This is a genomic window from Blastococcus sp. SYSU DS0828, assembly GCF_054050975.1.
The window spans coordinates 15,673-36,464 of sequence record NZ_JBJHAK010000033.1 but is presented as its reverse complement, the minus strand read 5'-3'; the positions used below and the strand labels follow the sequence as shown (position 1 = coordinate 36,464).

General features: G+C 73.7%; 18 protein-coding genes and 1 tRNA gene. 12 read left to right on the top strand and 7 right to left on the bottom strand.

Annotated features, from left to right (window positions below):
* Positions 1-100 precede the first annotated feature (100 nt).
* Positions 101-1,258, bottom strand: coding sequence for an MFS transporter (locus ACI79Q_RS19435; protein ID WP_456587528.1), 1,158 nt, complete (start codon positions 1,256-1,258; stop codon positions 101-103).
* Positions 1,259-1,417: 159 nt separating this feature from the next.
* Here ACI79Q_RS19435 and ACI79Q_RS19430 point away from each other — a divergent pair, with 159 nt between their 5' ends.
* Positions 1,418-3,568: an acyltransferase family protein gene (locus ACI79Q_RS19430; RefSeq protein ID WP_456615205.1), complete on the top strand. Its 2,151-nt coding sequence runs from the start codon at positions 1,418-1,420 to the stop codon at positions 3,566-3,568.
* A 140-nt stretch (positions 3,569-3,708) separates the two neighbouring features.
* Here ACI79Q_RS19430 and ACI79Q_RS19425 read toward each other — a convergent pair.
* A tRNA-Lys gene (locus ACI79Q_RS19425) sits at positions 3,709-3,781 on the bottom strand.
* A gap of 202 nt (positions 3,782-3,983) precedes the next feature.
* Between ACI79Q_RS19425 and ACI79Q_RS19420 the strand changes: the two genes are divergently transcribed.
* The 4 genes from ACI79Q_RS19420 to ACI79Q_RS19405 all read left to right on the top strand — a co-directional run bounded on the left by ACI79Q_RS19420 (position 3,984) and on the right by ACI79Q_RS19405 (position 7,057).
* Positions 3,984-5,138 carry a L,D-transpeptidase gene (locus ACI79Q_RS19420; RefSeq protein WP_456615204.1) on the top strand — a complete coding sequence of 385 codons (1,155 nt, stop codon included), beginning with the start codon at positions 3,984-3,986 and terminating at the stop codon, positions 5,136-5,138.
* Positions 5,139-5,204: 66 nt separating this feature from the next.
* A complete protein-coding gene (locus ACI79Q_RS19415; RefSeq protein ID WP_456587531.1) occupies positions 5,205-5,606 on the top strand; it encodes a hypothetical protein in 402 nt (133 codons plus the stop codon).
* 69 nt (positions 5,607-5,675) lie between these two features.
* The gene (locus tag ACI79Q_RS19410; RefSeq protein ID WP_456615203.1) at positions 5,676-6,749 is read left to right on the top strand and encodes an exo-alpha-sialidase; all 1,074 of its coding nucleotides are present in this window, start codon (positions 5,676-5,678) and stop codon (positions 6,747-6,749) included.
* Between the two features lie 11 nt (positions 6,750-6,760).
* Positions 6,761-7,057, top strand: a complete 297-nt coding sequence (locus tag ACI79Q_RS19405; RefSeq protein ID WP_456598999.1) for a ubiquitin-like small modifier protein 1 — start codon at positions 6,761-6,763, stop codon at positions 7,055-7,057.
* 54 nt (positions 7,058-7,111) lie between these two features.
* Here the strand turns inward: ACI79Q_RS19405 and ACI79Q_RS19400 are convergent, their stop codons facing one another.
* On the bottom strand, positions 7,112-7,354 hold the full coding sequence (locus ACI79Q_RS19400; protein ID WP_456615202.1) for a hypothetical protein: 243 nt from the start codon (positions 7,352-7,354) through the stop codon (positions 7,112-7,114).
* A 176-nt stretch (positions 7,355-7,530) separates the two neighbouring features.
* Positions 7,531-9,321, bottom strand: a complete 1,791-nt coding sequence (locus ACI79Q_RS19395) for an AMP-dependent synthetase/ligase (protein WP_456613771.1) — start codon at positions 9,319-9,321, stop codon at positions 7,531-7,533.
* Positions 9,322-9,449: 128 nt separating this feature from the next.
* Between ACI79Q_RS19395 and ACI79Q_RS19390 the strand changes: the two genes are divergently transcribed.
* The 7 genes from ACI79Q_RS19390 (at position 9,450) to ACI79Q_RS19360 (ending at position 17,341) form a co-directional block, all read left to right on the top strand.
* The gene (locus ACI79Q_RS19390; protein ID WP_456599001.1) at positions 9,450-10,592 is read left to right on the top strand and encodes an acyl-CoA dehydrogenase family protein; all 1,143 of its coding nucleotides are present in this window, start codon (positions 9,450-9,452) and stop codon (positions 10,590-10,592) included.
* A 53-nt stretch (positions 10,593-10,645) separates the two neighbouring features.
* Entirely contained in the window at positions 10,646-11,860 is a 1,215-nt protein-coding gene (locus tag ACI79Q_RS19385; protein ID WP_456587537.1) for an acetyl-CoA C-acetyltransferase, read from the top strand.
* Between the two features lie 13 nt (positions 11,861-11,873).
* Positions 11,874-14,024, top strand: coding sequence for a 3-hydroxyacyl-CoA dehydrogenase NAD-binding domain-containing protein (locus ACI79Q_RS19380; RefSeq protein ID WP_456615201.1), 2,151 nt, complete (start codon positions 11,874-11,876; stop codon positions 14,022-14,024).
* A gap of 94 nt (positions 14,025-14,118) precedes the next feature.
* Entirely contained in the window at positions 14,119-14,739 is a 621-nt protein-coding gene (locus ACI79Q_RS19375) for a TetR/AcrR family transcriptional regulator (protein ID WP_456598237.1), read from the top strand.
* A gap of 86 nt (positions 14,740-14,825) precedes the next feature.
* Complete coding sequence (locus ACI79Q_RS19370) at positions 14,826-15,461, top strand: trimeric intracellular cation channel family protein (protein WP_456598238.1); 636 nt, start codon at positions 14,826-14,828, stop codon at positions 15,459-15,461.
* A 119-nt stretch (positions 15,462-15,580) separates the two neighbouring features.
* Positions 15,581-16,897, top strand: a complete 1,317-nt coding sequence (locus ACI79Q_RS19365) for a methyl-accepting chemotaxis protein (protein WP_456615200.1) — start codon at positions 15,581-15,583, stop codon at positions 16,895-16,897.
* Between the two features lie 204 nt (positions 16,898-17,101).
* Positions 17,102-17,341: a hypothetical protein gene (locus ACI79Q_RS19360; RefSeq protein ID WP_456599004.1), complete on the top strand. Its 240-nt coding sequence runs from the start codon at positions 17,102-17,104 to the stop codon at positions 17,339-17,341.
* Between the two features lie 63 nt (positions 17,342-17,404).
* Here the strand turns inward: ACI79Q_RS19360 and ACI79Q_RS19355 are convergent, their stop codons facing one another.
* The 3 genes from ACI79Q_RS19355 to ACI79Q_RS19345 form a co-directional block, all read right to left on the bottom strand.
* Positions 17,405-18,913 (bottom strand): alanine/glycine:cation symporter family protein, encoded by a 1,509-nt coding sequence (locus ACI79Q_RS19355; RefSeq protein ID WP_456587543.1) that lies wholly within the window; start codon positions 18,911-18,913, stop codon positions 17,405-17,407.
* Positions 18,913-19,350, bottom strand: a complete 438-nt coding sequence (locus ACI79Q_RS19350) for a universal stress protein (RefSeq protein WP_456587544.1) — start codon at positions 19,348-19,350, stop codon at positions 18,913-18,915. Before ACI79Q_RS19350 ends, ACI79Q_RS19355 begins: the two co-directional genes overlap by 1 nt.
* Before the next feature lie 93 nt (positions 19,351-19,443).
* Positions 19,444-20,688: an AI-2E family transporter gene (locus tag ACI79Q_RS19345; protein ID WP_456615199.1), complete on the bottom strand. Its 1,245-nt coding sequence runs from the start codon at positions 20,686-20,688 to the stop codon at positions 19,444-19,446.
* Positions 20,689-20,792 lie beyond the last annotated feature (104 nt).

The window sequence follows — 20,792 nt, the reverse complement described above, 5'->3', positions numbered from 1 at the left end:
CCCCCCCCCCCCCCCCCCCCCCCCCCCCCCCCCCCCCCCCCCCCCCCCCCCCCCCCCCCCCCCCCCCCCCCCCCCCCCCCCCCCCCCCCCCCCCGCGCGCTCACAGCCGTCGCGCTCGGGCCACCGGCAGGAGTCGGAGGGCGAGCAGCGCGGTGATCGCGGCCGCCACGGTCAGCGGCAGCACCGCCGACGTCGCCCGCGCGGCCACGGCCATGACGAACGGCGCGGCGAACCCGACGTAGGCGCAGGCCAGGAACAGCGACGTCAAGGCGCCGAGGCGGGCCGGTGGGGCCAGCCGTGCGGTCAGCGTCAGACCGGCGGCGAGGCACAGCCCACCACCCGCGCCCAGCAGTGGGGCGGCGGCGACCAGCCAGGGCAGCGCGCCCGTCCCGGCGAACGACGCGGCGCAGCCGAACCCGAGCGTGCCGAGCGCCGTGCCGACGACGGCCGTCCACCGCCCCAGCCGGCGCTGCAGCCCGGCGACGACCGTGCCGGCGCCCAGCGTCACGCCCGCCAGCACGCCGGTGACCGCGACGCCGCCGTAGGGCAGTTCCACCAGCAGCGGGACGGCGTTGATGACCGTGGAGGGGAACGCGTAGACGCAGACCGCCACCGGGGCCAGCACGGTCGCCACCAGGGCGCCGTCTCCCGGCCGGATCAGCGGCGCGGCCGGCGCCGAACCGGATCCGGTGGGGCGAGCGTCGTGCAGCTCGACCGTCTCCGGCAGCCGGAGGGCGAACGCCAGGCCCACCGCGACGAGCACGGTGTGCAGGAGGTACGGCAGCACTGTCGGCGCCGGGGCGTACTGGCCGAGCAGCCCGCTGGTCAGCGGGCCCAGCGAGAACCCGGCGGTCATGGCGAAGGCGGCCCGTCGTCCGCCGGCTCCCTCACCCGAGGCGAGCGAGAGCTCGCCCACCCACGCGCTGCCGACGCTGAAGACGATGCCGCTGACGACGCCCTGGAGGAAGCGGGCGCCGAACAGCAGCGCCAGCGAGTCGCCCGCCGCGGCGAAGGCGAGCGACGCCAGCGCGGAGAGCACGATGCCGGGGATCGCGACCCGGCGGCGGCCCAGCCGGTCCGACAGCGGCCCGGCCAGCAGGAGGGCGGGAACGAGGCCGGCCGCGTAGCAGCCGAACAGCGCGGTGAGGACCTCGGCTGAGAGGCCGAGCCGTTCCTGGTAGACCAGCAGCAGCGGGGTGGGGACGTTCGTGCCCGCGGCCACGGCGAAGAGCGCGAAGACGGCGCGCTTCCAGATCACCGGGCGACCCTACGACCCGCTCGAGGCCCCGCCGTCCCACGTCCGGCTCGGGTACCGGTCGCTGTCTGCTGCCGCTACGCCACCGGGAACCCGCCCAACCGGGGGAGTCGCGCAACGTGGTGACGCCAGGAACCCGGCGGCGCCAGTACGTTCGTGCCCATGACCGCGGGAGATCAGGCGGCAATCCGGACCACGCCGCGGCCGCCCGGCGGTCCGCTGCGCTTCCGTGCGGACATCCAGGGTCTGCGCGCCGTGGCGGTGGCGCTGGTCGTCGCCGACCACATCCTCGGCTGGCCCCACGGTGGCTTCGTCGGCGTCGACGTCTTCTTCGTCATCTCCGGGTACCTGATCACCGCGCTGCTCCTCCGCGAGCTCGCCTCGACGGGCACCGTCTCCTTCCGGGCCTTCTACCTCCGGCGCGCCAAGCGGATCCTGCCGGCGGCCATGGCCGTGCTGGCGGTGACCGTGGCCGTCGGGTACGTCGTCTGGTTCCTGCCGCGGGCGAACCAGACCGCGCTCGACGCGTTGGCCGCGGCCTTCTTCGTCGAGAACTGGCACCTGGTGGCCGTCGGGGCCGACTACCTGCAGGCGCAGGGGCCGGTGTCGCCGGTGCAGCACTACTGGTCGCTGTCGATCGAGGAGCAGTTCTACGCGCTCTGGCCGCTGCTCCTGCTCGGTGGCTTCGCGCTGTTCGACCTCCGGCGCCGACCGGGGCGGCTGGTGTGGTTCCTCACCGCGGGGATCGCCCTCTCCCTGGCCTGGGCGGCCTACCGGACGAGCACCGCTCCCACGGCCGCCTACTTCGACACCCTCGCGCGTGCGTGCGAGTTGCTGGCCGGAGCGCTCGTCGCCGTCGTCGGCGGTCGGCTGGTTCTCGCCGACCGGTTCCGCGCGGCGCTGAGCCTGGGCGGGCTGGGAGTCATCCTCGGCTCCGCCGTGGTCATCTCGCCGTCGTCGCCGTTCCCCTTCCCGTGGGTGCTGGCGCCGGTGCTCGGCGCGGCGCTGGTGCTCCTGGCCGACCCGCCCCCGTCCGCGGCCACCGCCGTGCTGACCAACCCGGTGGCGCGACGGCTCGGGCAGTGGTCGTACTCGATCTACCTGTGGCACTTCCCGGTGGTGGTGTTCGGGGTCGGCGCCTTCGGGAGCTCCGTCGCGGTGCAGCTGGCCCTCGTGGCCCTCACGGTGCTCCTGTCGGCCGCCTCGTACCGGTGGATCGAGCAACCCGTGCTGGCCATCCGTCCCCGTCCCCGCTACGTCTCCGGCTGGGAGCGACGCCGCCGCGAGGGGGTCGGGCTCCCCGTCACCGTGGCCGCCGTGCTGCTCGTGGTGGGCGCAGCCCAGTTCCTGGTGCCCGGGTGGAGGGGGGTCGCCGACCCGGACAGCGGGGGCGCGGCACGATCCACCGGTGACGAGCGGCCGTCGGCGGCCGAGCTCGCGGACCAGGTGGAGGCCGCCCTGTCCGCCGAGTCCTGGCCGGCCGACCTGACGCCCTCCCTCGACGGGCTCGGGCCCGAGCACCAGCCGGTGGAGATGGGCACCACCGCTCCGGGGTGCCGCAACACGGTGGCCGCCGGAGATGACCCGCTGGTCTGCCGGCACGGGCCCGCGGATGCGCCCAGGACGGCGCTCCTGGTCGGCGATTCGGTCGCGATGAGCTGGGGGCCCACGGTCAACGGGGTCTTCGAGGGCGACGACTGGCAGGTGCTCGCGCTGGGTTACGCCTCCTGCCCGTTCGTCGACGTCGCCGTGGCGCCGCCGGCCGAGCCACCCGGTTTCCCGGAGGAGTGCGCGGCCGCGCGCGAGCGCACGCTGCGGTTCATCGAGGAGACGGCACCCGACGTGCTGGTCCTCTCGGCCGGCCAGGGGTACTTCGGCAACTTCGTCAGCGGGGCCGGCAGCGAGGGCGACAGCGGCGCCGCCATCGACGAGTGGCAGCGCGGCCTGGAGTCGACCCTCGAGGCGGTGGCGCCGTTCGTCGGCTCCGTCGTGGTCCTGGGCAACCCGCCGCTGGGCGCCGATCCCCGCGAGTGCGGGGGGCGCCTGAGCGGTCCCGAGGACTGCGTCAGGCCGATCAGCCGCGGCTTCCTGGACAAGACCGAGGCCGAGCGGGCCGCGGTCGACGCGCAGCAGGCGGCCGGCGCGGACGTGACCTACGTGGACACCCAGGAGATGTTCTGCGCGGACGGCCGCTGCCCCGCCTTCGCCGGCGACGTGCTGCTGCGCACGGACGAGACCCACCTGACGGCGGCAGCCGCGGACATGCTGGCCGCCGCCGTGCGGGAGCAGGTGCCGTCCGAGGTGCTGTCGTGATCGCGAGGCCGCCGGACGGGAGTGATAGCCCGAGATCGACAGGCAGGTGACCGACCGACGCATCGGAGTGAGTGCGTGGTGGATCAGCCACCACGCACGAAACCCCCTCCGACACGGGCACAGGTCGGAGAGGGTTGCGGTGCGCCATCAGGGACTCGAACCCCGAACCCGCTGATTAAGAGTCAGCTGCTCTGCCAATTGAGCTAATGGCGCGGTGCGCCCGGCCGGCGGGCACGAGAGAGAACGATACCAGCGCCGGGCGGTCGCCCGGCGGTGGGGGCAGGTGCTCTTCGCCACGCCCGTGTCCGACACCACGCTCCGCTGTCGTCCCGCCGTGGACACTGGAGGGGATTGCTCCCGTCCGGACCGGGTGGGAGGGCGAGAGGAGCCGGGACGGGTGCGACGGACAGCCACGATGATCGCCGCTGGGGCGCTGGTCGCCCTGGCCGGGTGCAGCGGGTCGGACGCCGGCGCTGCCGGTGAGCCGACCGCCGCGGCCGAGCCGGCGACGGTCGAGCTCGCGGTCGCCGACGGGGCCGTGGACCTCTCGCCCGTGGTCCCGCTCGAGATCTCGGTGAGCGGTGGCGAGCTCGCCGAGGTCGCCGTCACCGACGCGACCGGGGCACCCGTGCCGGGCGTCGTCGCCGAGGAGGAGGACGGCACCGCCGTCTGGGAGCCGGCGACGCCGCTGGCCTACGACACCGCCTACACGCTGACCGCGACGGCCACCAACGCCGACGAGGAACCGACGCGGGCGACGTCGACGTTCACCACCGTGGACCCGCAGGCGGTCGTGACGCCGGGGATCGGCCCGCTGGACGGCCAGACCGTCGGCGTCGGCATGCCGATCCGCGTGTACTTCTCCGAGCCGGTGACCGACAAGGCCGCCGTCGAGCGCAACCTGGTGGTCACGAGCACGACGCCCACCGACGGCGTGTGGAGCTGGTTCGGTGACAGCGAGGTGCACTTCCGCCCGTCCACCTACTGGCCCGAGAACATCGAGGTCACCCTCGACGCGAACCTGTACGGCGTCGACTTCGGCGACGGCGTCTGGGGGGAGAAGGACCGCAGCATCAGCTTCTCCATCGGCGAGCGGCACGTCTCGGTCGCCGACGCCGCGACGCACACGATGGAGGTCTACGACGGCGACCAGCTGGTGCAGACCTTCCCGATGAGCGCCGGGGGCCCGGGCTTCCCGAGCCGCAACGGGCCGCACGTGGTCACCGAGCTCAACCGGAACCGGGTCATGGACTCCAGCACGTACGGCACGCCGGTCGACAGCCCGGACGGCTACCGGACGCCCGTGGAGTACGCGGTCCGGCTCTCGGACAACGGGGAGTTCGTGCACGCGGCGCCCTGGTCGGTGGCCCAGCAGGGGCGGGAGAACGTCTCGCACGGGTGCATCAACCTCTCCACCGAGCGCGCCGCGTGGTTCTTCCACTTCTCCCAGCCCGGCGACGTCGTGGAGATCAGGAACTCGATCGGCCCCACGCTCTCGGCCGCCGACGGCGCCATCTACGACTGGGCCATCCCCTGGGAGGAGTGGCGGGCCGGTAGCGCGCTGAAGTAGCGGCCACCGCGTTTCCCCCACACCCGCCGGGGGCACGAGGACGGCGCGTCCGAGGAGGGGATCGTCGTGGAGCCGTGGCAGATCGTGGTGCTGGTCGTCGTCGTGCTGCTGGTGCTGGCGCTGGTGGCGTTCGCGTTCACCCGGCGGTCGCGGACCACCGGGGCGCGCAAGCGGGCGGAGCAGCGCGAGGAGGCCCGCGACCACCTGCGGGAGGCCGAGATCCGCGGCGCCCGCGCCGAGAAGGAGCAGGCGCTGGCCGAGGAGCAGGCGGCCCGCGCCCGCCGGGAGCTCGCCGAGGTGCAGGAGCGGGCGGCGCTCGCCGAGCAGGAGGCCCGGCAGCGGGCGGCCCGCGCCGACGAGGACCGGGCCGCCGCCGAGCAGCTGCGCGCGCAGGCGCAGCGCCTCTCGCCCGACGTCGTCTCCGACGGGCAGCAGCGACACCCCGAGGGCGGCGCCACGCGCCGCTGAGCGCCGGCCGCTCAGTTCCCGCCCCGTCGGCGGTCCATCCTCCGAGGACCGTCGAACCGGAGGGGCGCCATGACCGACCTGCTGGCCATCGGAACGCGCAAGGGGCTGTGGCTGGCCCGCAGTGACGACGACCGGCGGACGTGGAGCCTGGACGGGCCACACCTGCTGGCCCAGGAGGTGGCGGCGGTGTCCGTGGACATCCGCCGCCCGGCGCCGCGGCTGCTGGCGGGGGTCCAGTACGGCCACTGGGGCCCCACCGTCACCTGGTCGGACGACCTGGGGGGCAGCTGGCAGGAGACCGAGCACGGGGCCATCCGGTTCCCGGGCGACGCCGGCGCCGCGCTCGGCCGGGTGTGGCAGCTGCGGCCCGACTCCGCCGCCCGCCCCGACGTCGTCTGGGCCGGCTGCGAGCCGCATTCGTTGTGGCGCAGCGACGACGGCGGCTGCAGCTTCTCGCTGGTGCGCGGGCTGTGGGACCACCCGCACCGGCCCACCTGGGAACCCGGGGCGGGCGGCGGCGCGGTGCACACGGTCCTGCCGGACCCGGGAACCGACCGGGTGACCGTCGCCATGAGCACCGGCGGGGTGTACGTCAGCGACGACGGCGCGACCGGGTGGACGCCGCGCAACCGGGGGATCAGCGCGGTCTTCCTGCCCGAGCCACCCGAGTACGGCCAGTGCGTGCACAAGGTGGCGCTCGACGCCGGGAGCCCGGCGCGGATGTACGCGCAGAACCACTTCGGGGTCTTCCGCACCGACGACGGCGGCGGGTCGTGGACCTCCATCGCCGAGGGCCTGCCGGCCGACTTCGGCTTCCCGGTCGCCGCCTCGCCCACCGTGCCCGGCACCGCCTGGGTCGTCCCGCTGGTGGCCGACGTGCAGCGCGTGCCGCCGGACGGCCGGCTGCGGGTGCACCGCACCCGGGACGCCGGCGCGAGCTGGACCGAGGTCGGCGCCGGGCTCCCCGAAGGCGCCTGGACCGCGGTGCTGCGCGACGCCTTCTGCACCGACGACCGGGGCGGCCTCTACCTGGGCACGCGCGACGGCTGCGTGTACGCCAGCAGCGACGAGGGGGACACCTTCTCCCTGGTGGCCGAGCACCTGCCCGACGTGCTCGTCGTGCGGGCGGCCCGGCTGCCGTGACGGGAGGCGGCGTGCGCGTGGAGGTGGTGCTGCCCGGGTCGCTGGCCGACCTCGCCGGGGGGACGCGGCACGTGACGGTCGATCCGGGTGGCGGTGCGGACGGCACCACGCTGCGGGCGGTGCTCGACGCGCTGGCGGCGCGTCACCCGGTGCTCGGCCGGCGGATCCGGGACGAGGCCGGGGCGCTGCGGCGGTTCGTCAACGTCTACGTCGACGGCGAGGACGTGCGCTGGCAGGGCGGCCTGGCGGCGGCGGTCGGCGACGGCGCGGTCGTGCAGGTGCTGCCGTCGGTCGCGGGCGGCTGTTGAAGGACCCCCTGCCCCCACCACTCGCAAGCTCGCGGCGGGACCCTGCAGGGGGCCTCAGAGGGCGGCGAGGGCGGCGCAGTTCGGGCAGAGCTGCGTTTCCTCGTACCCCTCGGGTGGCCAGGGCAGCTGCTCGTCGATGGAGACGTAGGCGCCGCAGAGGGCCTTGCGGCTCTGCCCGCCGACCCGGCCGATGGTCGCGTGCGCCGGGCCGATCTGCCGCGGGGTGAGCCCTTCGGCGCCGAAGGAGCCGACCATGACGACCGCGTGTGCCGTGCCGTACGCGTAGACGCTCGTCATGCGCCCAGAGTCCGAGCCCGCCGCCCGTTGCGCCACCACCGCCGGGCACGTGTCGGCCGCACGCGTCACACCGGTCCCATCCGTTCCGGATTCAGCGGCGCGGCCGGTCCGGCCGGCCCGCCGGAGGTGCGCGCGTGCCCCCGGACCGCCCGACCGGGGGCACGCGGGCGGCCGGCTCAGGAGGCGTAGATCCTCTCGATCTCGTCGGCGTTCTCCTGCATGACCACCGAGCGCTTGAGCTTCAGCGAGGGGGTCAGCTGGCCGCCCTCCACCGTCCACTCCACGGGGAGGACGGCGAACGAGCGGATCGACTCGGCCTTCGACACCTGCCTGTTGGCGGCGTCCACGGCGGCCTGGAGCTCCGCCCGGACCTCCGGGTCGTCGACCAGCTCGGCCAGCGGGGTGCCGCCGGGGCGGCCCTTGCTCTCCAGCCACCCGGGCAGCGCCTCGGCGTCCAGCGTGATCAGGCAGCCGATGAACGGCCGGTTGTCGCCGACGACGATGCACTGGCTGACCAGCGGGTGCGCGCGGATCTTGTCCTCGAGGACGGCGGGGGAGACGTTCTTCCCGGCCGAGGTCACGATCAGCTCCTTGATCCGTCCGGTGATCGTCACGTACCCCTCGGGGTCGAGCACCCCGATGTCGCCGGTGCGGAACCAGCCGTCGCGCATCGCCTCGGCCGTCGCCTCCGGGTTGTGCCAGTAGCCGCGGAACACCTGCGGCCCGCGGACGAGGATCTCGCCGAGGTCGTCGATGCGCACCGCCGTGCCGGGGGCCGGCCGGCCGACGGTGCCGACCTTGAGGGTGTCCGGGCCGCTGACGGTCGCCGGGCCGGTGGTCTCGGTGAGGCCGTAGCCCTCGAGGATGGTGACGCCGATGCCCCGGAAGAAGTGGCCGAGGCGTTCGCCCAGCGGGGCGCCGCCGGAGAGGGCGTACTCCACCTGGCCGCCCATCGCCGCCCGCAGCTTGCCGTAGACCAGCCGGTCGAACAGTGCGTGCTGGAGCCTGACCGCGAGGGCGGGGCCCCCGGTGTCCTGACCCTTCGACCAGGCGACGGCGACCCGCTCGGCGCGGTCGAAGATCGCGCCCTTGCCGCCGGCGTGGGCCTTCTGCCGCGCACCGTTGTAGACCTTCTCGAACACTCGGGGCACCGCGACGAGGAACGTCGGCTGGAACGTGCCGAGGTCGGCCAGCAGCGAGGCGAGGTCGGGAGTGTGGCCCAGCCGGGCGCCGTGCTGGATGCAGCCGACCTCGATGATCCGGGCGAAGACGTGCGCCAGCGGCAGGAAGAGCAACGAGCTGGCGTTCTCGGCCGCCATCGCCGGGATGACCGCCGGTGCGAGTTCGGCGACGTAGAGCAGGTTCCCGTGCGTCAGCTCGCAGCCCTTGGGACGCCCGGTGGTCCCCGAGGTGTAGATGATCGTGGCGAGCGAGTCGGTGGTCAGGCCGGCCCGACGCGCCGCCAGCTCCTCCTCCGGCACCTCCCCGGCCCGCGCGGCCACGGCGTCCAGGTCCCCGGTCTCGACAGTCCAGACCTCGCGGAGCTCGTGCAGGTCGCTGCGCACCGACTCGACCAGGGTCCGGTGCGCGGCGGTCTCCACCACGACGGCGACCGCGCCGGAGTCCGCCAGGATCCACTGCGCCTGCTCGGCCGACGAGGTCTCGTAGATGGGTACGCCCACGCCGCCGGCGGTCCAGATGGCGTAGTCGGCCAGGGTCCACTCGTAGCTGGTCCGGCCCAGGATCCCGACCCGGTCGCCCGGCCCGACCCCGGCCGCGATCATGCCGCGCGCCAGGGCAGACACCTGCTGGGCGAACTCGCGGCTGGTGACCGGCACCCAGCTGCCGCCCACGTTGCGGCTCAGCGCGATGCGGTCCGGGTTCTCGCGCGCGTGGGTGGCCACCGCATCGGGCAGCGCGGCGGTGGCGGGGATCTCGAAGGTGCTGGGGCTGGCGTACTCCTGCACGGGTGGGCTCCTCGGGACGACGACACGACGCTGTGACGTGGACCGCGAAGATACAGAACGGGTGGTCTGTATGTTCGGGTTCCCGGCGCGGTGATCGCCGGTGGTCGGCGAACGTCCCGGAGGTTGCTGTGCAGTCCGCTCTCTACGAGGCCGAGCACGAGTCGTTCCGCGCGATGGTGCGGGACTTCCTGGCCAAGGAGGTCGTCCCCCACCACGACGAGTGGGAGAAGGCCGGCGTCGTCGACCGCGCGGTGTGGCTCCGCGCCGGCGAGCAGGGCCTGCTCGGCATGGACGTGCCCGAGGAGTACGGCGGCGGCGGGGTCCGGGACTTCCGCTACAACGCCATCCTCTCCGCCGAGGTCAGCCGGGTGGGGGCCAGCGGCCTGGGCTTCACCTTGCAGAACGACGTCGTCGCGCCGTACCTGACCGGGCTCGCCACCGAGGAGCAGAAGCGGCGCTGGCTGCCCGGTGTCGTCAGCGGGGAGATCATCACCGCGATCGCCATGACCGAGCCGGGCGCCGGCTCCGACCTGCAGGGCCTGCGGACCACGGCCCGCCGGGACGGCGACGAGTGGGTGCTCAACGGGAGCAAGACGTTCATCACCAACGGCATCAACGCCGACCTGGTCATCGTGGTCGCCCGCACCGACCCGGAGGCCGGTGCCCGCGGGTTCTCGCTGCTGGTCGTCGAGCGCGGCATGCCGGGCTTCGAGCGCGGGCGGAACCTGGACAAGGTCGGCCTCAAGGCGCAGGACACGGCCGAGCTGTTCTTCGAGGACGTGCGGGTGCCGGCCGCCAACCTGCTCGGCACCGAGGGGCACGGCTTCTTCCACCTCATGGCGAACCTGCCGCAGGAGCGCCTGTCGATCGCCGCCGGCGCCGTCGCCTCCGCCCGCATCGTGCTCGACCTGACCGTCCAGTACTGCAAGGACCGCACCGCCTTCGGCAGACCGATCGGGGCGTTCCAGAACACCCGCTTCGAGCTCGCCGAGATGCACACCGAGGTCTCGGTCGCCGAGACCTACCTCGAGAAGGCCGTCCTCGAGCACAACGCCGGCCGGTTCACCGCCGAGGACGCGGCCATGGCCAAGTGGTGGACCACCGAGCTGCAGAAGCGGGTGATCGACCGGTGCCTGCAGCTGCACGGCGGCTACGGCTACATGCTCGAGTACCCGGTCGCGAAGGCCTACCTCGACAGCCGCATCCAGACCATCTACGGCGGGACGACCGAGATCATGAAGGAGATCGTCGGCCGCTCCCTCGGCGTCTGAACCCGTTCCCCGTACGCACCCGAGAGGACTCGCATGGCCACCGAGGCACGAGCATGAGCACCGAGGCGTTCATCTACGACGCCGTGCGCACCCCGCGCGGCAAGGGCAAGAAGACCGGCGGGCTGCACTCGGTCAAGCCGATCAGCCTGACCACCGGTCTCATCGACGCGGTCCGCGACCGCAACCCCGGGCTCGACCCGGCGCTGGTCGACGACATCGTCCTCGGCGTCGTCTCCCCGGTGGGGGAGCAGGGTGCGGTGATCGCCCGGACGGCGGCGCTGGCGGCCGGGCTGCCCGACACCGTGGCCGGCGTCCAGATCAACCGGTTCTGCGCCAGCGGCCTGGAGGCGGTCAACCTGGCCGCGCAGAAGGTCCGGTCCGGCTTCGAGGACCTGGTGCTCGCCGGCGGTGTCGAGTCGATGTCGCGGGTGCCCATGGGCTCCGACGGCGGCGCCTGGCCCATGGACCCCGAGACCGCCGCGCGCACCGGCTTCGTGCCGCAGGGCATCGGTGCCGACCTGATCGCGACCCTCGCCGGCTGGAGCCGGGAGGACGTCGACGCCTACGCCGCCGAGTCCCACGCCCGCGCGGCCAAGGCGTGGTCCAACGGCTACTTCGAGCGGTCCGTCGTCCCGGTGACGGACAAGAACGGCACCGTCGTCCTCGACGCCGACGAGCTGGTGCGACCCGGCACCACCGTCGAGTCGCTGGCCGCGCTGCCCTCGGCGTTCGCCGGCATCGGCGACCTGGGCGGCTTCGACGCCGTCGCGCTGAACAAGTACCACTGGGTCGAGCGGATCGACCACGTGCACACCGCCGGCAACTCCAGCGGCATCGTCGACGGCGCCGCGCTGGTCGTCGTCGGCACCGAGGAGGCGGGCAGCCGCAACGGGCTGACCCCGCGCGCCCGCATCGTGAGCACCGCCGTCTCCGGTGCCGACCCGGTGATCATGCTGACCGGTCCGGCGCCGGCCACGCACAAGGCGCTGGCCAAGGCGGGTCTCACCGTCGACGACATCGATCTGGTCGAGATGAACGAGGCGTTCGCCGCCGTCGTGCTGCGGTTCATGGCCGACACCGGCTTCGCCCACGAGCAGGTCAACGTCAACGGTGGCGCCATCTCGATGGGGCACCCGCTGGGCGCGACCGGCGCGATGATCCTGGGCTCGCTCGTCGACGAGCTCGAGCGGCGCGACCTGCGCTACGGCCTGGCCACCCTGTGCGTCGGCGGCGGGATGGGCATCGCCACCGTCGTCGAGCGAGTCTGAGGAGCGACACCCGATGAGTGAGAGCACCATCCGCTGGGAGTCCGACGCCGACGGCGTCGTCGTCCTCACCCTCGACGACCCGTCGTCGTCGGCGAACACCATGAACGACGCGTACGTGGCCTCGATGGGCGAGACGATCGACCGGCTCGAGGCCGAGAAGGACTCGATCCGGGGCGTCGTCCTGACCAGCGCGAAGAAGACCTTCTTCGCCGGCGGCAACCTGGGCAGCCTGATCCAGGCCACGCCCGAGAGCAAGGACGCCGTCCTGGCTCAGGTGACGCTGGTGAAGGGCCAGCTGCGCCGGCTGGAGACGCTCGGCATCCCGGTCGCGTCGGCGATCAACGGCGCCGCGCTGGGTGGCGGGCTGGAGATCGCCCTGGCCACCCACCACCGCGTCGTCCTCGACGACCCGAAGGTCAAGCTCGGCTTCCCCGAGGTCACGCTCGGCCTGCTGCCCGGCGGCGGCGGCATCGTCCGCTCGGTCCGCCTGCTCGGCCTGACGACGGCGCTGCTCGAGCTGCTGCTCCAGGGCCAGCAGGTCCGTCCCCAGAAGGCGCTGGAGCTGGGGCTGGTCCACGAGACGGCTACCGACCGCGACGAGCTGCTCGCCAAGGCCCGCGCCTGGGTGCTGGCGAATCCCGGTGCCGCGCAGCCGTGGGACACCAAGGGCTACAAGGTGCCCGGCGGGACCCCGTCGTCGCCGTCGCTGGCCGCCAACTTGCCGGCGTTCCCGGCGAACCTGACCAAGCAGCTCAAGGGCGCGCCCTACCCGGCGCCCTACGCCATCCTGTCGGCGGCGGTGGAGAGCCTGCAGGTGGACGTCGACACCGCGTTCACCGTGGAGGGCCGGTACTTCGTCGACCTGGTCGTCGGCCAGATCTCGACCAACATGATCCAGGCGCTGTGGTTCGACCTGAACCGGATCAACGGCGGGGGCTCGCGGCCGTCGGTCGAGCAGGCGTTCTCGGCGTCGAAGGTCGGCGTCCTGGGCGCCGGGATGATGGGCGCCGGCATCGCGCACGCGTTCGCCAAGGTGGGCGTCGACGTCGTCCTCAAGGACGTCAGCGCGGAGGCCGCCGACAAGGGGAAGGCGCACGTCGCCGGGCTGGTCGGGAAGCAGGTGTCGCGCGGGCGCATGAGCCAGGCGAAGGCCGACGCGTTCCTCGCCCGGATCACCCCGACCGGCGACGCGGCGGACCTGGCCGGCTGTGACGTGATCGTGGAGGCGGTCTTCGAGGACACCGCGCTCAAGCACCGGGTGCTGAGCGAGGCGGAGGCGAACGCCGCGCCGGGTGCGCTGCTGGCCTCCAACACCTCGACCCTGCCGATCACCGGGCTGGCCGAGGGCGTGCAGCGGCAGGCCGACGTGGTCGGCATGCACTTCTTCTCGCCGGTGGACAAGATGCCGCTGGTCGAGCTGATCGTGGGGGAGCGGACCTCCGACGAGGCGCTGGCGCGGGCCTACGACGTCGTCCGGCAGATCGGCAAGACCCCGATCGTCGTCGCCGACAGCCGGGGGTTCTTCACCAGCCGGGTGTTCGGCACCCTGGTCATGGAGGGCGCGGCGCTGCTGGCCGAGGGGCTGGCGCCGATGAGCGTCGAGCGCGCCGCCCTGCAGGCCGGCTTCCCCGCCGGGCCGCTCACCCTGCTCGACGAGGTCACCCTGACCCTGCCGCTGAAGATCCGCGACGAGGCGGCGAAGGCTGGGGCCGCCGACGACCACCCGGGCGTGGCCGTCCTGCGGACGATGGTCGAGCACGGCCGCACGGGCAAGGCCGCGGGCGCCGGGTTCTTCGACTGGCAGCCGGAGAAGCGGGTGTGGCCCGGGCTGGCCGAGCTCTTCCCGGCGAGCGACGGGGTGTCCTTCCGCGACGCCCAGGAGCGCCTGCTGTTCGCCATGGCCGTCGAGACGGCGCGCTGCCTCGAGGAGCAGGTGCTGCGCACCGTCGAGGACGCCAACATCGGGTCGATCATGGGGATCGGCTTCCCGCCGCTCTACGGCGGCGTCCTGCAGTACGTCGACCAGTACGCCGGCGGGGTGGCCGGCTTCGTGGCCCGGGCCGACGAGCTGGCCGACCGCTACGGCGAGCGGTTCCGGCCACCGGCGATCCTGCTGGAGCGGGCCGTCCCGGCGGGTAGCCTGCGGGCCGCCGCCGCGGTTTGAGCACCGGTAGCGGGGCGTCGCCGCAAGGCGGCGCCCCGTTCCCCGGCGTCCTTCCTAGGATCAGCGCGTGGCGCGGGGGAGCGAGCATGCCGAGGTGACCGCCGCCCCGAGCGTGCGACGCACCCAGGCCGAACGGCGGGCCAGCACCCGCGCGGCGCTGGTGCGGGCCACCGTGGAGTCGCTGGTCGAGCTCGGCTACGCCCGGACCACCACCCAGGAGGTGCAGCGCCGGGCCGGGGTCTCCCGAGGGGCCCTGACCCACCAGTTCACGGCCAAGGCCGACCTCGTGCTGGCCGCGGTCGACCACCTCTACGAGGAGTTCAGCGCCAGCGTCCGCCAGGCCGCCGCCGACCTGCCGGCGGACCCCACCGCGCGCGCCCGGCTCGGCGTGGAGCTGATCTGGGAGCGGTTCCACGGCGAGCTGTTCGTCGCCGCGATGGAGCTGTGGGGCGCCGCCCGCACGGACGCCGAGCTGCGGGCCGCGCTGCTCCCGCACGAGCGGCGGCTGGGCGTGCAGCTGCGGTCGCTGACGATGGAGGTGTTCGGCGAACGGGTGGCGCGGCACCCCCAGGCCGAGGCCGTCTACCAGGTGCTGCTCACCTCGATGCGCGGGCAGGCGCTCACCTACGCGCTGCAGCCCGACGCGCCGCGCACCGGCCCGCACGTCGAGCACTGGCAGTCGATCATCGAGGCCTTCACCCGCCGGGGAGACTGACCCGGCACGGTGCCGGGACGGCGGGCAGGAGCCGCCGTCCCGGTCACGCCGGTCGGTGAGCCCCGCAGTGAGGAGCAGGACATCCCATGGCGACCACGGCGCTGCTCGTGCTCGACCTCGTCGGCACGTTCGCCTTCGCGCTCAACGGCGCCCTGACCGCCCTGCGCGCGACCCGGTTGGACATCGTCGGCGTGGTGACCCTCGGCATGATCACCGCCCTGGGTGGCGGCACCATCCGCGACGTCTTCCTCGACGCCCTGCCGCCGGCGACCTTCCTCGACTGGCGCTACCTGGCCGTGGCGGCCGGGGGCGGACTGATCGCCTTCTTCTCCTGGTCCCACCTGGATCGGATCAACGGGACGATCAACGTCCTGGACGCTGCCGGGCTGAGCCTCTTCGCCGTCACCGGGGCGCTCAAGGCGGTCGACCTCGGGTTCGGTCCCGCGCAAGCCGTCATCGTGGGCGTGCTCACCGGAGTGGGGGGCGGCACGCTTCGCGACGTCCTCGTCCGGCAGGTGCCCACGGTGCTCAGCAGCGGGCTCTACGCCGTACCGGCGCTGGTCGGCGCCACCGCGGTCGTCGTCGCCGAGCTGCTCGACGTCCGGAACGCCGCCGCCTCGATCGTCGCCGCCGCGGTGTGCTTCACGATCCGCATGGTCGGTGTCCTCTTCGACGTCAACGCACCCGTCCCCCCGGGTACCCGCGGCAGCGCGGAGGAGTGACCGCCTCCGCCGGGGGCAGTCGATCCGGCGTCCGGGCGTGGAGCCGGCTCGGCGCCAAAACCGCAGGGTCCGTTCTTATTGTGCTCGATATTGTGGCTGCACCTGCCGATAGTCGCGTCGTGACCACCCTCACCGATGTCCCGCGCCGCAACGGGCTCTGGGCAGCCATCCCGCGCGGTGCGCGCCTGGACGAGGCCGGCTTCCTCCGGCGGCACCGCATCATCTGCTGGGTCCTGGCCCTCCACCCGCCCGCGCTGGTGGCCATCGCGCTCGTGCGCGACGTGACCGGCTGGGCGCTCTGGGGGCAGCTGGCCGCGCTCGTCACCATGCTCGCCGCCGCCCTGGTGCTGCGCGGCATGCTCGCGCGGGCCGGCGCGGCCAGCGTCGGGCTGATGTTCGGCGCCGACCTGCTGGTGCACGTCGGCGGCGGCCTCACCGACCTGCACATCTGGTTCTACGTCCTGCTGGCGCTGGTCGCGCTCTACCAGCTGTGGACGCCGTTCCTGCTGGCCGTCGTCTTCGTCGCGGTCCACCACGCGCTGACCAGCCTCGTCGCGCCCGAGGCGGTGTACTCGACCGAGCAGGCGCAGGAGAACCCGCTCCTGTTCGCGTTGCTGCACGCGGTCTTCCTGCTGGCCGAGGCGTTCTTCCTCGCCTACACGTGGAAGTTCACCGAGGAGGCCGAGCGCGGTCGCCGGGCCGAGACCCGCCGGGCCGAGGCCCAGGCGGTCGCCCAGGCCCAGGCGCAGACCGAGCTCGCCGCCGAGCGGGCGCGGGCCGCGGAGGAGGCGGCCGCTGCCCTGGCCCAGCGCGAGCTCCGGGCGAGCGGCCTGGAGGAGCAGCTCGCCGAGCTGGTGCAGGCGGGTCAGCGGCTGGACGAGAACGTGGGCACGGCGACCGACGTCATGACCGGGCTGCGCTCGGCCATCGCCGAGATCGCGGCGGCGGCCAGCCACGCCACCACCACGGCCACCCAGGCCAGCGACGGGTCGCGGGAGAGCGCCGAGACCGTGGCGCGCCTGGCCGCGACCATGGCCGAGATCGACCAGATCGCCGGCAGCATCTCGGCCATCGCCGACCAGACCAACCTGCTGGCGCTCAACGCGACCATCGAGTCGGCCCGCGCCGGGGAGGCGGGCAAGGGGTTCGCCGTCGTCGCCGGGGAGGTCAAGGACCTGGCCTCGGAGACGGCGAGGGCCACCGAGCGGATCCGGGGCGTGGTCGAGGCGGTCCGCGGTGACGTCGAAGCCGCGGGCGCCGCACTCGGCAACGTCCAGGAGGTCATCCGGGGCGTCGTGGAGGCGCAGACCACGATCGCCGCGGCGGTCGAGGAGCAGAACGCGTCGACGGCCCAGGCCCAGGACGCCATCGCGGGCGCCTCCCGGGAGGCGACGCGGGTGGCCGACGACCTGCGGTGCATCGTCAGCGCCATGTAGCCGCCCGACCGGGTGGCTCCTCCCCCCGCGCTGCTCGGACGGCCCCCGGAGCCGCCTCCCTGGGTACCCGGTGGTCCCACAGGTGCGCCCGCCGCTCGCGTGGACGGTGCGCCAGCGGGTAGGGGGACGCCGTGGCCACCGGGTGACCTGCACCGGCCGGTCGCGTCCGACGATGTCCGTGCCGACCTCGAGGAGGAACAGCACATGCGCGTGGAGGATCTGTCCGGGGACGACGCAGCGGTGTACCGGGCGGTGGCCGAGCGGGAGGGGACCGACGGCGCGCCGCACCTGCAGGACCTGGCGCGGCAGACCGGGCTGGACCTCGAGCGGACCCGGGCCGCGGTCCACCGGCTGCAGCAGGCGGACCCGAAGCTCGTGCACGAGGTGCCCGACACCAGCGCCACCGATCTCGGCCCCACCTACGAGCTGGCCCCCCGCACCTGATCGCCGGGCGACCCGGCGCCGCTGGACCGCCCGCGCAGCCGGCCCGCCCCGCTGCGGGCCGGCTCAGCCGCGGTCGGCGACGGGGCGGATCTCGCCGCTGGCCAGGCGGGTGCGGTAACCCTCGATCTCCCCCTTGACCACGCGGGACAGGACGTAGAGGCCGATGATGTTGGGCAGGGACATCAGGAAGATCATGCTGTCGGAGAAGCCGATGACCGCCTCCAGCGTCGACGAGGCGCCGATGACCACGAAGATGCAGAAGATGAGCTTCCAGGTGCGGTCGACGATCATCGACTCGCCGAAGAGGTAGGTCGCCGCCTTCAGCCCGTAGTAGCTCCAGGCCAGCATCGTCGAGTAGGCGAACAGGACCACCGCGACCGCTAGCACGATCGGGAACCAGCCGACCACCGACCCGAAGGCGGCCGACGTCGTCTGCACGCCGGCGTCGCTGGCGTCGTCGGCGTAGGTGCCGGTGATGACGATGGCGAGCGCCGTCATGGTGCAGATGACGACGGTGTCGATGAACGGCTCGAGGACGGCGACGTGCCCCTCGGTCGCCGGCTCGTTCGTCTTGACCGCCGAGTGCGCGATCGCCGCCGAGCCCAGCCCCGCCTCGTTGCTGAAGGCCGCTCGCCGGAAGCCCTGGATGAGGACGCCGACGATGCCGCCGAACCCGGCCTCGGGGCTGAACGCCTGCGACACGATCGCCCACATCGCCTCGGGGATCTCCGTGAGGTTGGCGAACAGCACGGTGAGGCAGGCGATGACGTAGAAGACGGCCATGAACGGCACGAGCTTGTCGGTGACCCGGGCGATGCTGCGGATCCCGCCGATGATGACCGCGCCGACGAACAGGGCGAGCACGAGACCGAAGATCGCGCCCGCGGCGCCGCCGCCGAGGGGCCCGTCCGCCCCGCCGGTGACCGACTGCGCCTGGCTGAACGCCTGGTTGGCCTGGAACATGTTGCCGCCACCCACGGCGCCACCGAGCGTGAAGATGCAGAAGAGGACGGCGAGGACCTTGCCGAGCGTGCCCAGCCTCGGGCTCTTCTCCTTCAGCCCCTTGGTCAGGTAGTACATCGGGCCGCCCGAGACCCGGCCGTCGGCGTAGACGTTGCGGTACTTCACGCCGAGCGTGCACTCCACGCCCTTGGTGCACATGCCGACCAGCCCGGCGATGATCATCCACAGCGTGGCACCCGGCCCGCCCAGCGAGATCGCCACCGCGACCCCGGCGATGTTCCCGAGTCCGACCGTGCCCGACACGGCGGTCGCCAGCGCCTGGAAGTGGGTCACCTCGCCGGCATCTCGCGGATCGTTGTAGTCCCCGCGCGCCAGCTGGATGGCGTGCTTGAACGCCCGGAACTGGAACCCCCGCAGGTAGATGGTGAAGAAGACGCCGGCGATGACGAGCCAGACAACGATGAGCGGCAGCTCGACGCCCTCGTCGATGAAGTCCAGGGGCACGGCGAAGAAGACGACCGTGGTGATCCACTCGGAGACCGGTGCGAAGAAGCCGTCGACCTGTTCGTCGAACGTGGCGGCCAGCAGGGAGTCGGACGGCGAGGGCATCACGGCACCACCAGGACGGGGACGGGGGAGAGCTGGATGAGGCTGCTCGGCGTCGACCCGAAGAGCAGGGTGCGCACCCGGCTCTGCCCGATGCGGCCGACGGTGATCCAGGCGGCATCGTGCTCGCGGGCCAGGCGCACCAGCGTCTCGGCGGGGTGCCCGTGCCGGACGACCCCCTCGACCACGAGGTCCCCGGGCTCGGAGAGCCGCGCGACGACCGGGTCCAGCACGCGCTCGCGGGCGGCCGCGGCCTCCCGCGCCTTCTCCACGGAGCGGCGTTCGTTCTCCTCCGCGGTGGTGAAGGAGTAGGGCGACCAGGGGACGACGCAGGCGAGGACCAGGCGCAGACCGTGGTGGCGGGCGGCGTCGGCGGCTGCGTCCGCGGCGCGGTTGCTCGACTCGCTCCCGTCGAGACCCACGACGATGGACTCGGGCACGGGCACACCTCCGGCGGAGACGACGTGGGCCGAACCGTAACCGGGATCACACCGCTCGTCAGGTCGAGCGGTGGCGGGGCGGGGGAGCGCCGGTCAGGCCGGAGGGGCGCCGGCGTGCGCCCGCGGTGCGTGGCCGTCGTCCTCGGCGTCCTCCGGGTCTTCCGTGGCGGGGCTGCCCGCCTGCCCCTCCACGGAGCGGCGCACCGCCCGCCGCCAGCCCTGGACCGCGGCGGCGAGCACACCGGCGACCGGCACCGCCACGAACAGGCCCAGGAGGCCGAAGGCGGAGGCAGCCCCGGTCGTGAGCAGCAGGATGACCAGGGGGTGGAAGCTGATCGCGCGGGACAGGAGCAGGGGGGCCAGGACGTTCCCCTCGATCTGCTGCACCACGATGACGACGAGGAGTGCCCACAGCGCGGTGGTCCAGCCGTTGGTGACGCCGGCGACCGCGACCGCGACCGCTCCCGCGATCGTCGCGCCCACCAGCGGCACGTAGCCGAGCAGGAAGGTCAGCGCGCCGATGGGCAGGGCCAGCGGGACGTCGAGCAGCCACAGCCCGAGACCGATGAGGATGCCGTCGATCAGCCCGGTCGCGGTGGCCGCGTAGAACCACGCGCCGGCGGTGCGCATCCCGGCGCGGAAGGCGGCGTCGGTCGGGGCTCGGTCCGCCACGGGCAGGACCCCGAGGAACTGCCGCCACAGCCGGTCGCCGCTGGTCAGCGCGAACAGGGTGAAGAACAGGGCGATGATCAGGACGGTGGCGACGTTGCCCGCCGCGTTCAGCCCCTGCGCGGCCGCGTTGCCCAACCCGCTCATCGCGGAGCCGACCGAGGTCTCCAGCTGGTCGATGACCTGGTTCAGCCCGGCGTTGTTCAGGTCGTCGGTCCGGTCCTGGACCCAGGTGCTGGTCGCCTCCACGGCATCGGTGCCCGCGGCGATCAGGCCGGGCCAGGCGCCGATGATCTGGAGCACGAGGAAGGTCAGGACGCTCACGAAGAAGGCCAGGTAGGCGACGACGCAGAGGATCGCGGCCAGCGCGGCCGGGACCCCTTGCCCCCGCAGCCACCGGGCGATGGGCCAGAGCATCGCGACCTGCGCCAGCCCGAGCATCGCCGCGGCCGCGACGAACTGGACCTGCAGCACCAGCCAGACGGCGCCCAGCACGGCCAGCCCGATGACCAGGAACCGCCCGGCGATCACCGCCTCGCGCTGCAGCAGCGACGCGCGGCCGACCGCCGGGGGCGGGGTCGCGGCGTGCGCGCCGGGCGCGGTCGCCGGCGCGGGGCCGGGCCCGGGGGAGGGGCGGTCCCGGGGGAGGGCCGACGTCGGCTCGGTCATGCGCACCTCCCCTCGCAGCGTCCACCGGTGGCCGCTGCCGCCCGGCCCGGGACTCCTCGTCGCGCGCTCATCCTGGCGTGTCCGTCACCCGTGTGCGTGGAACG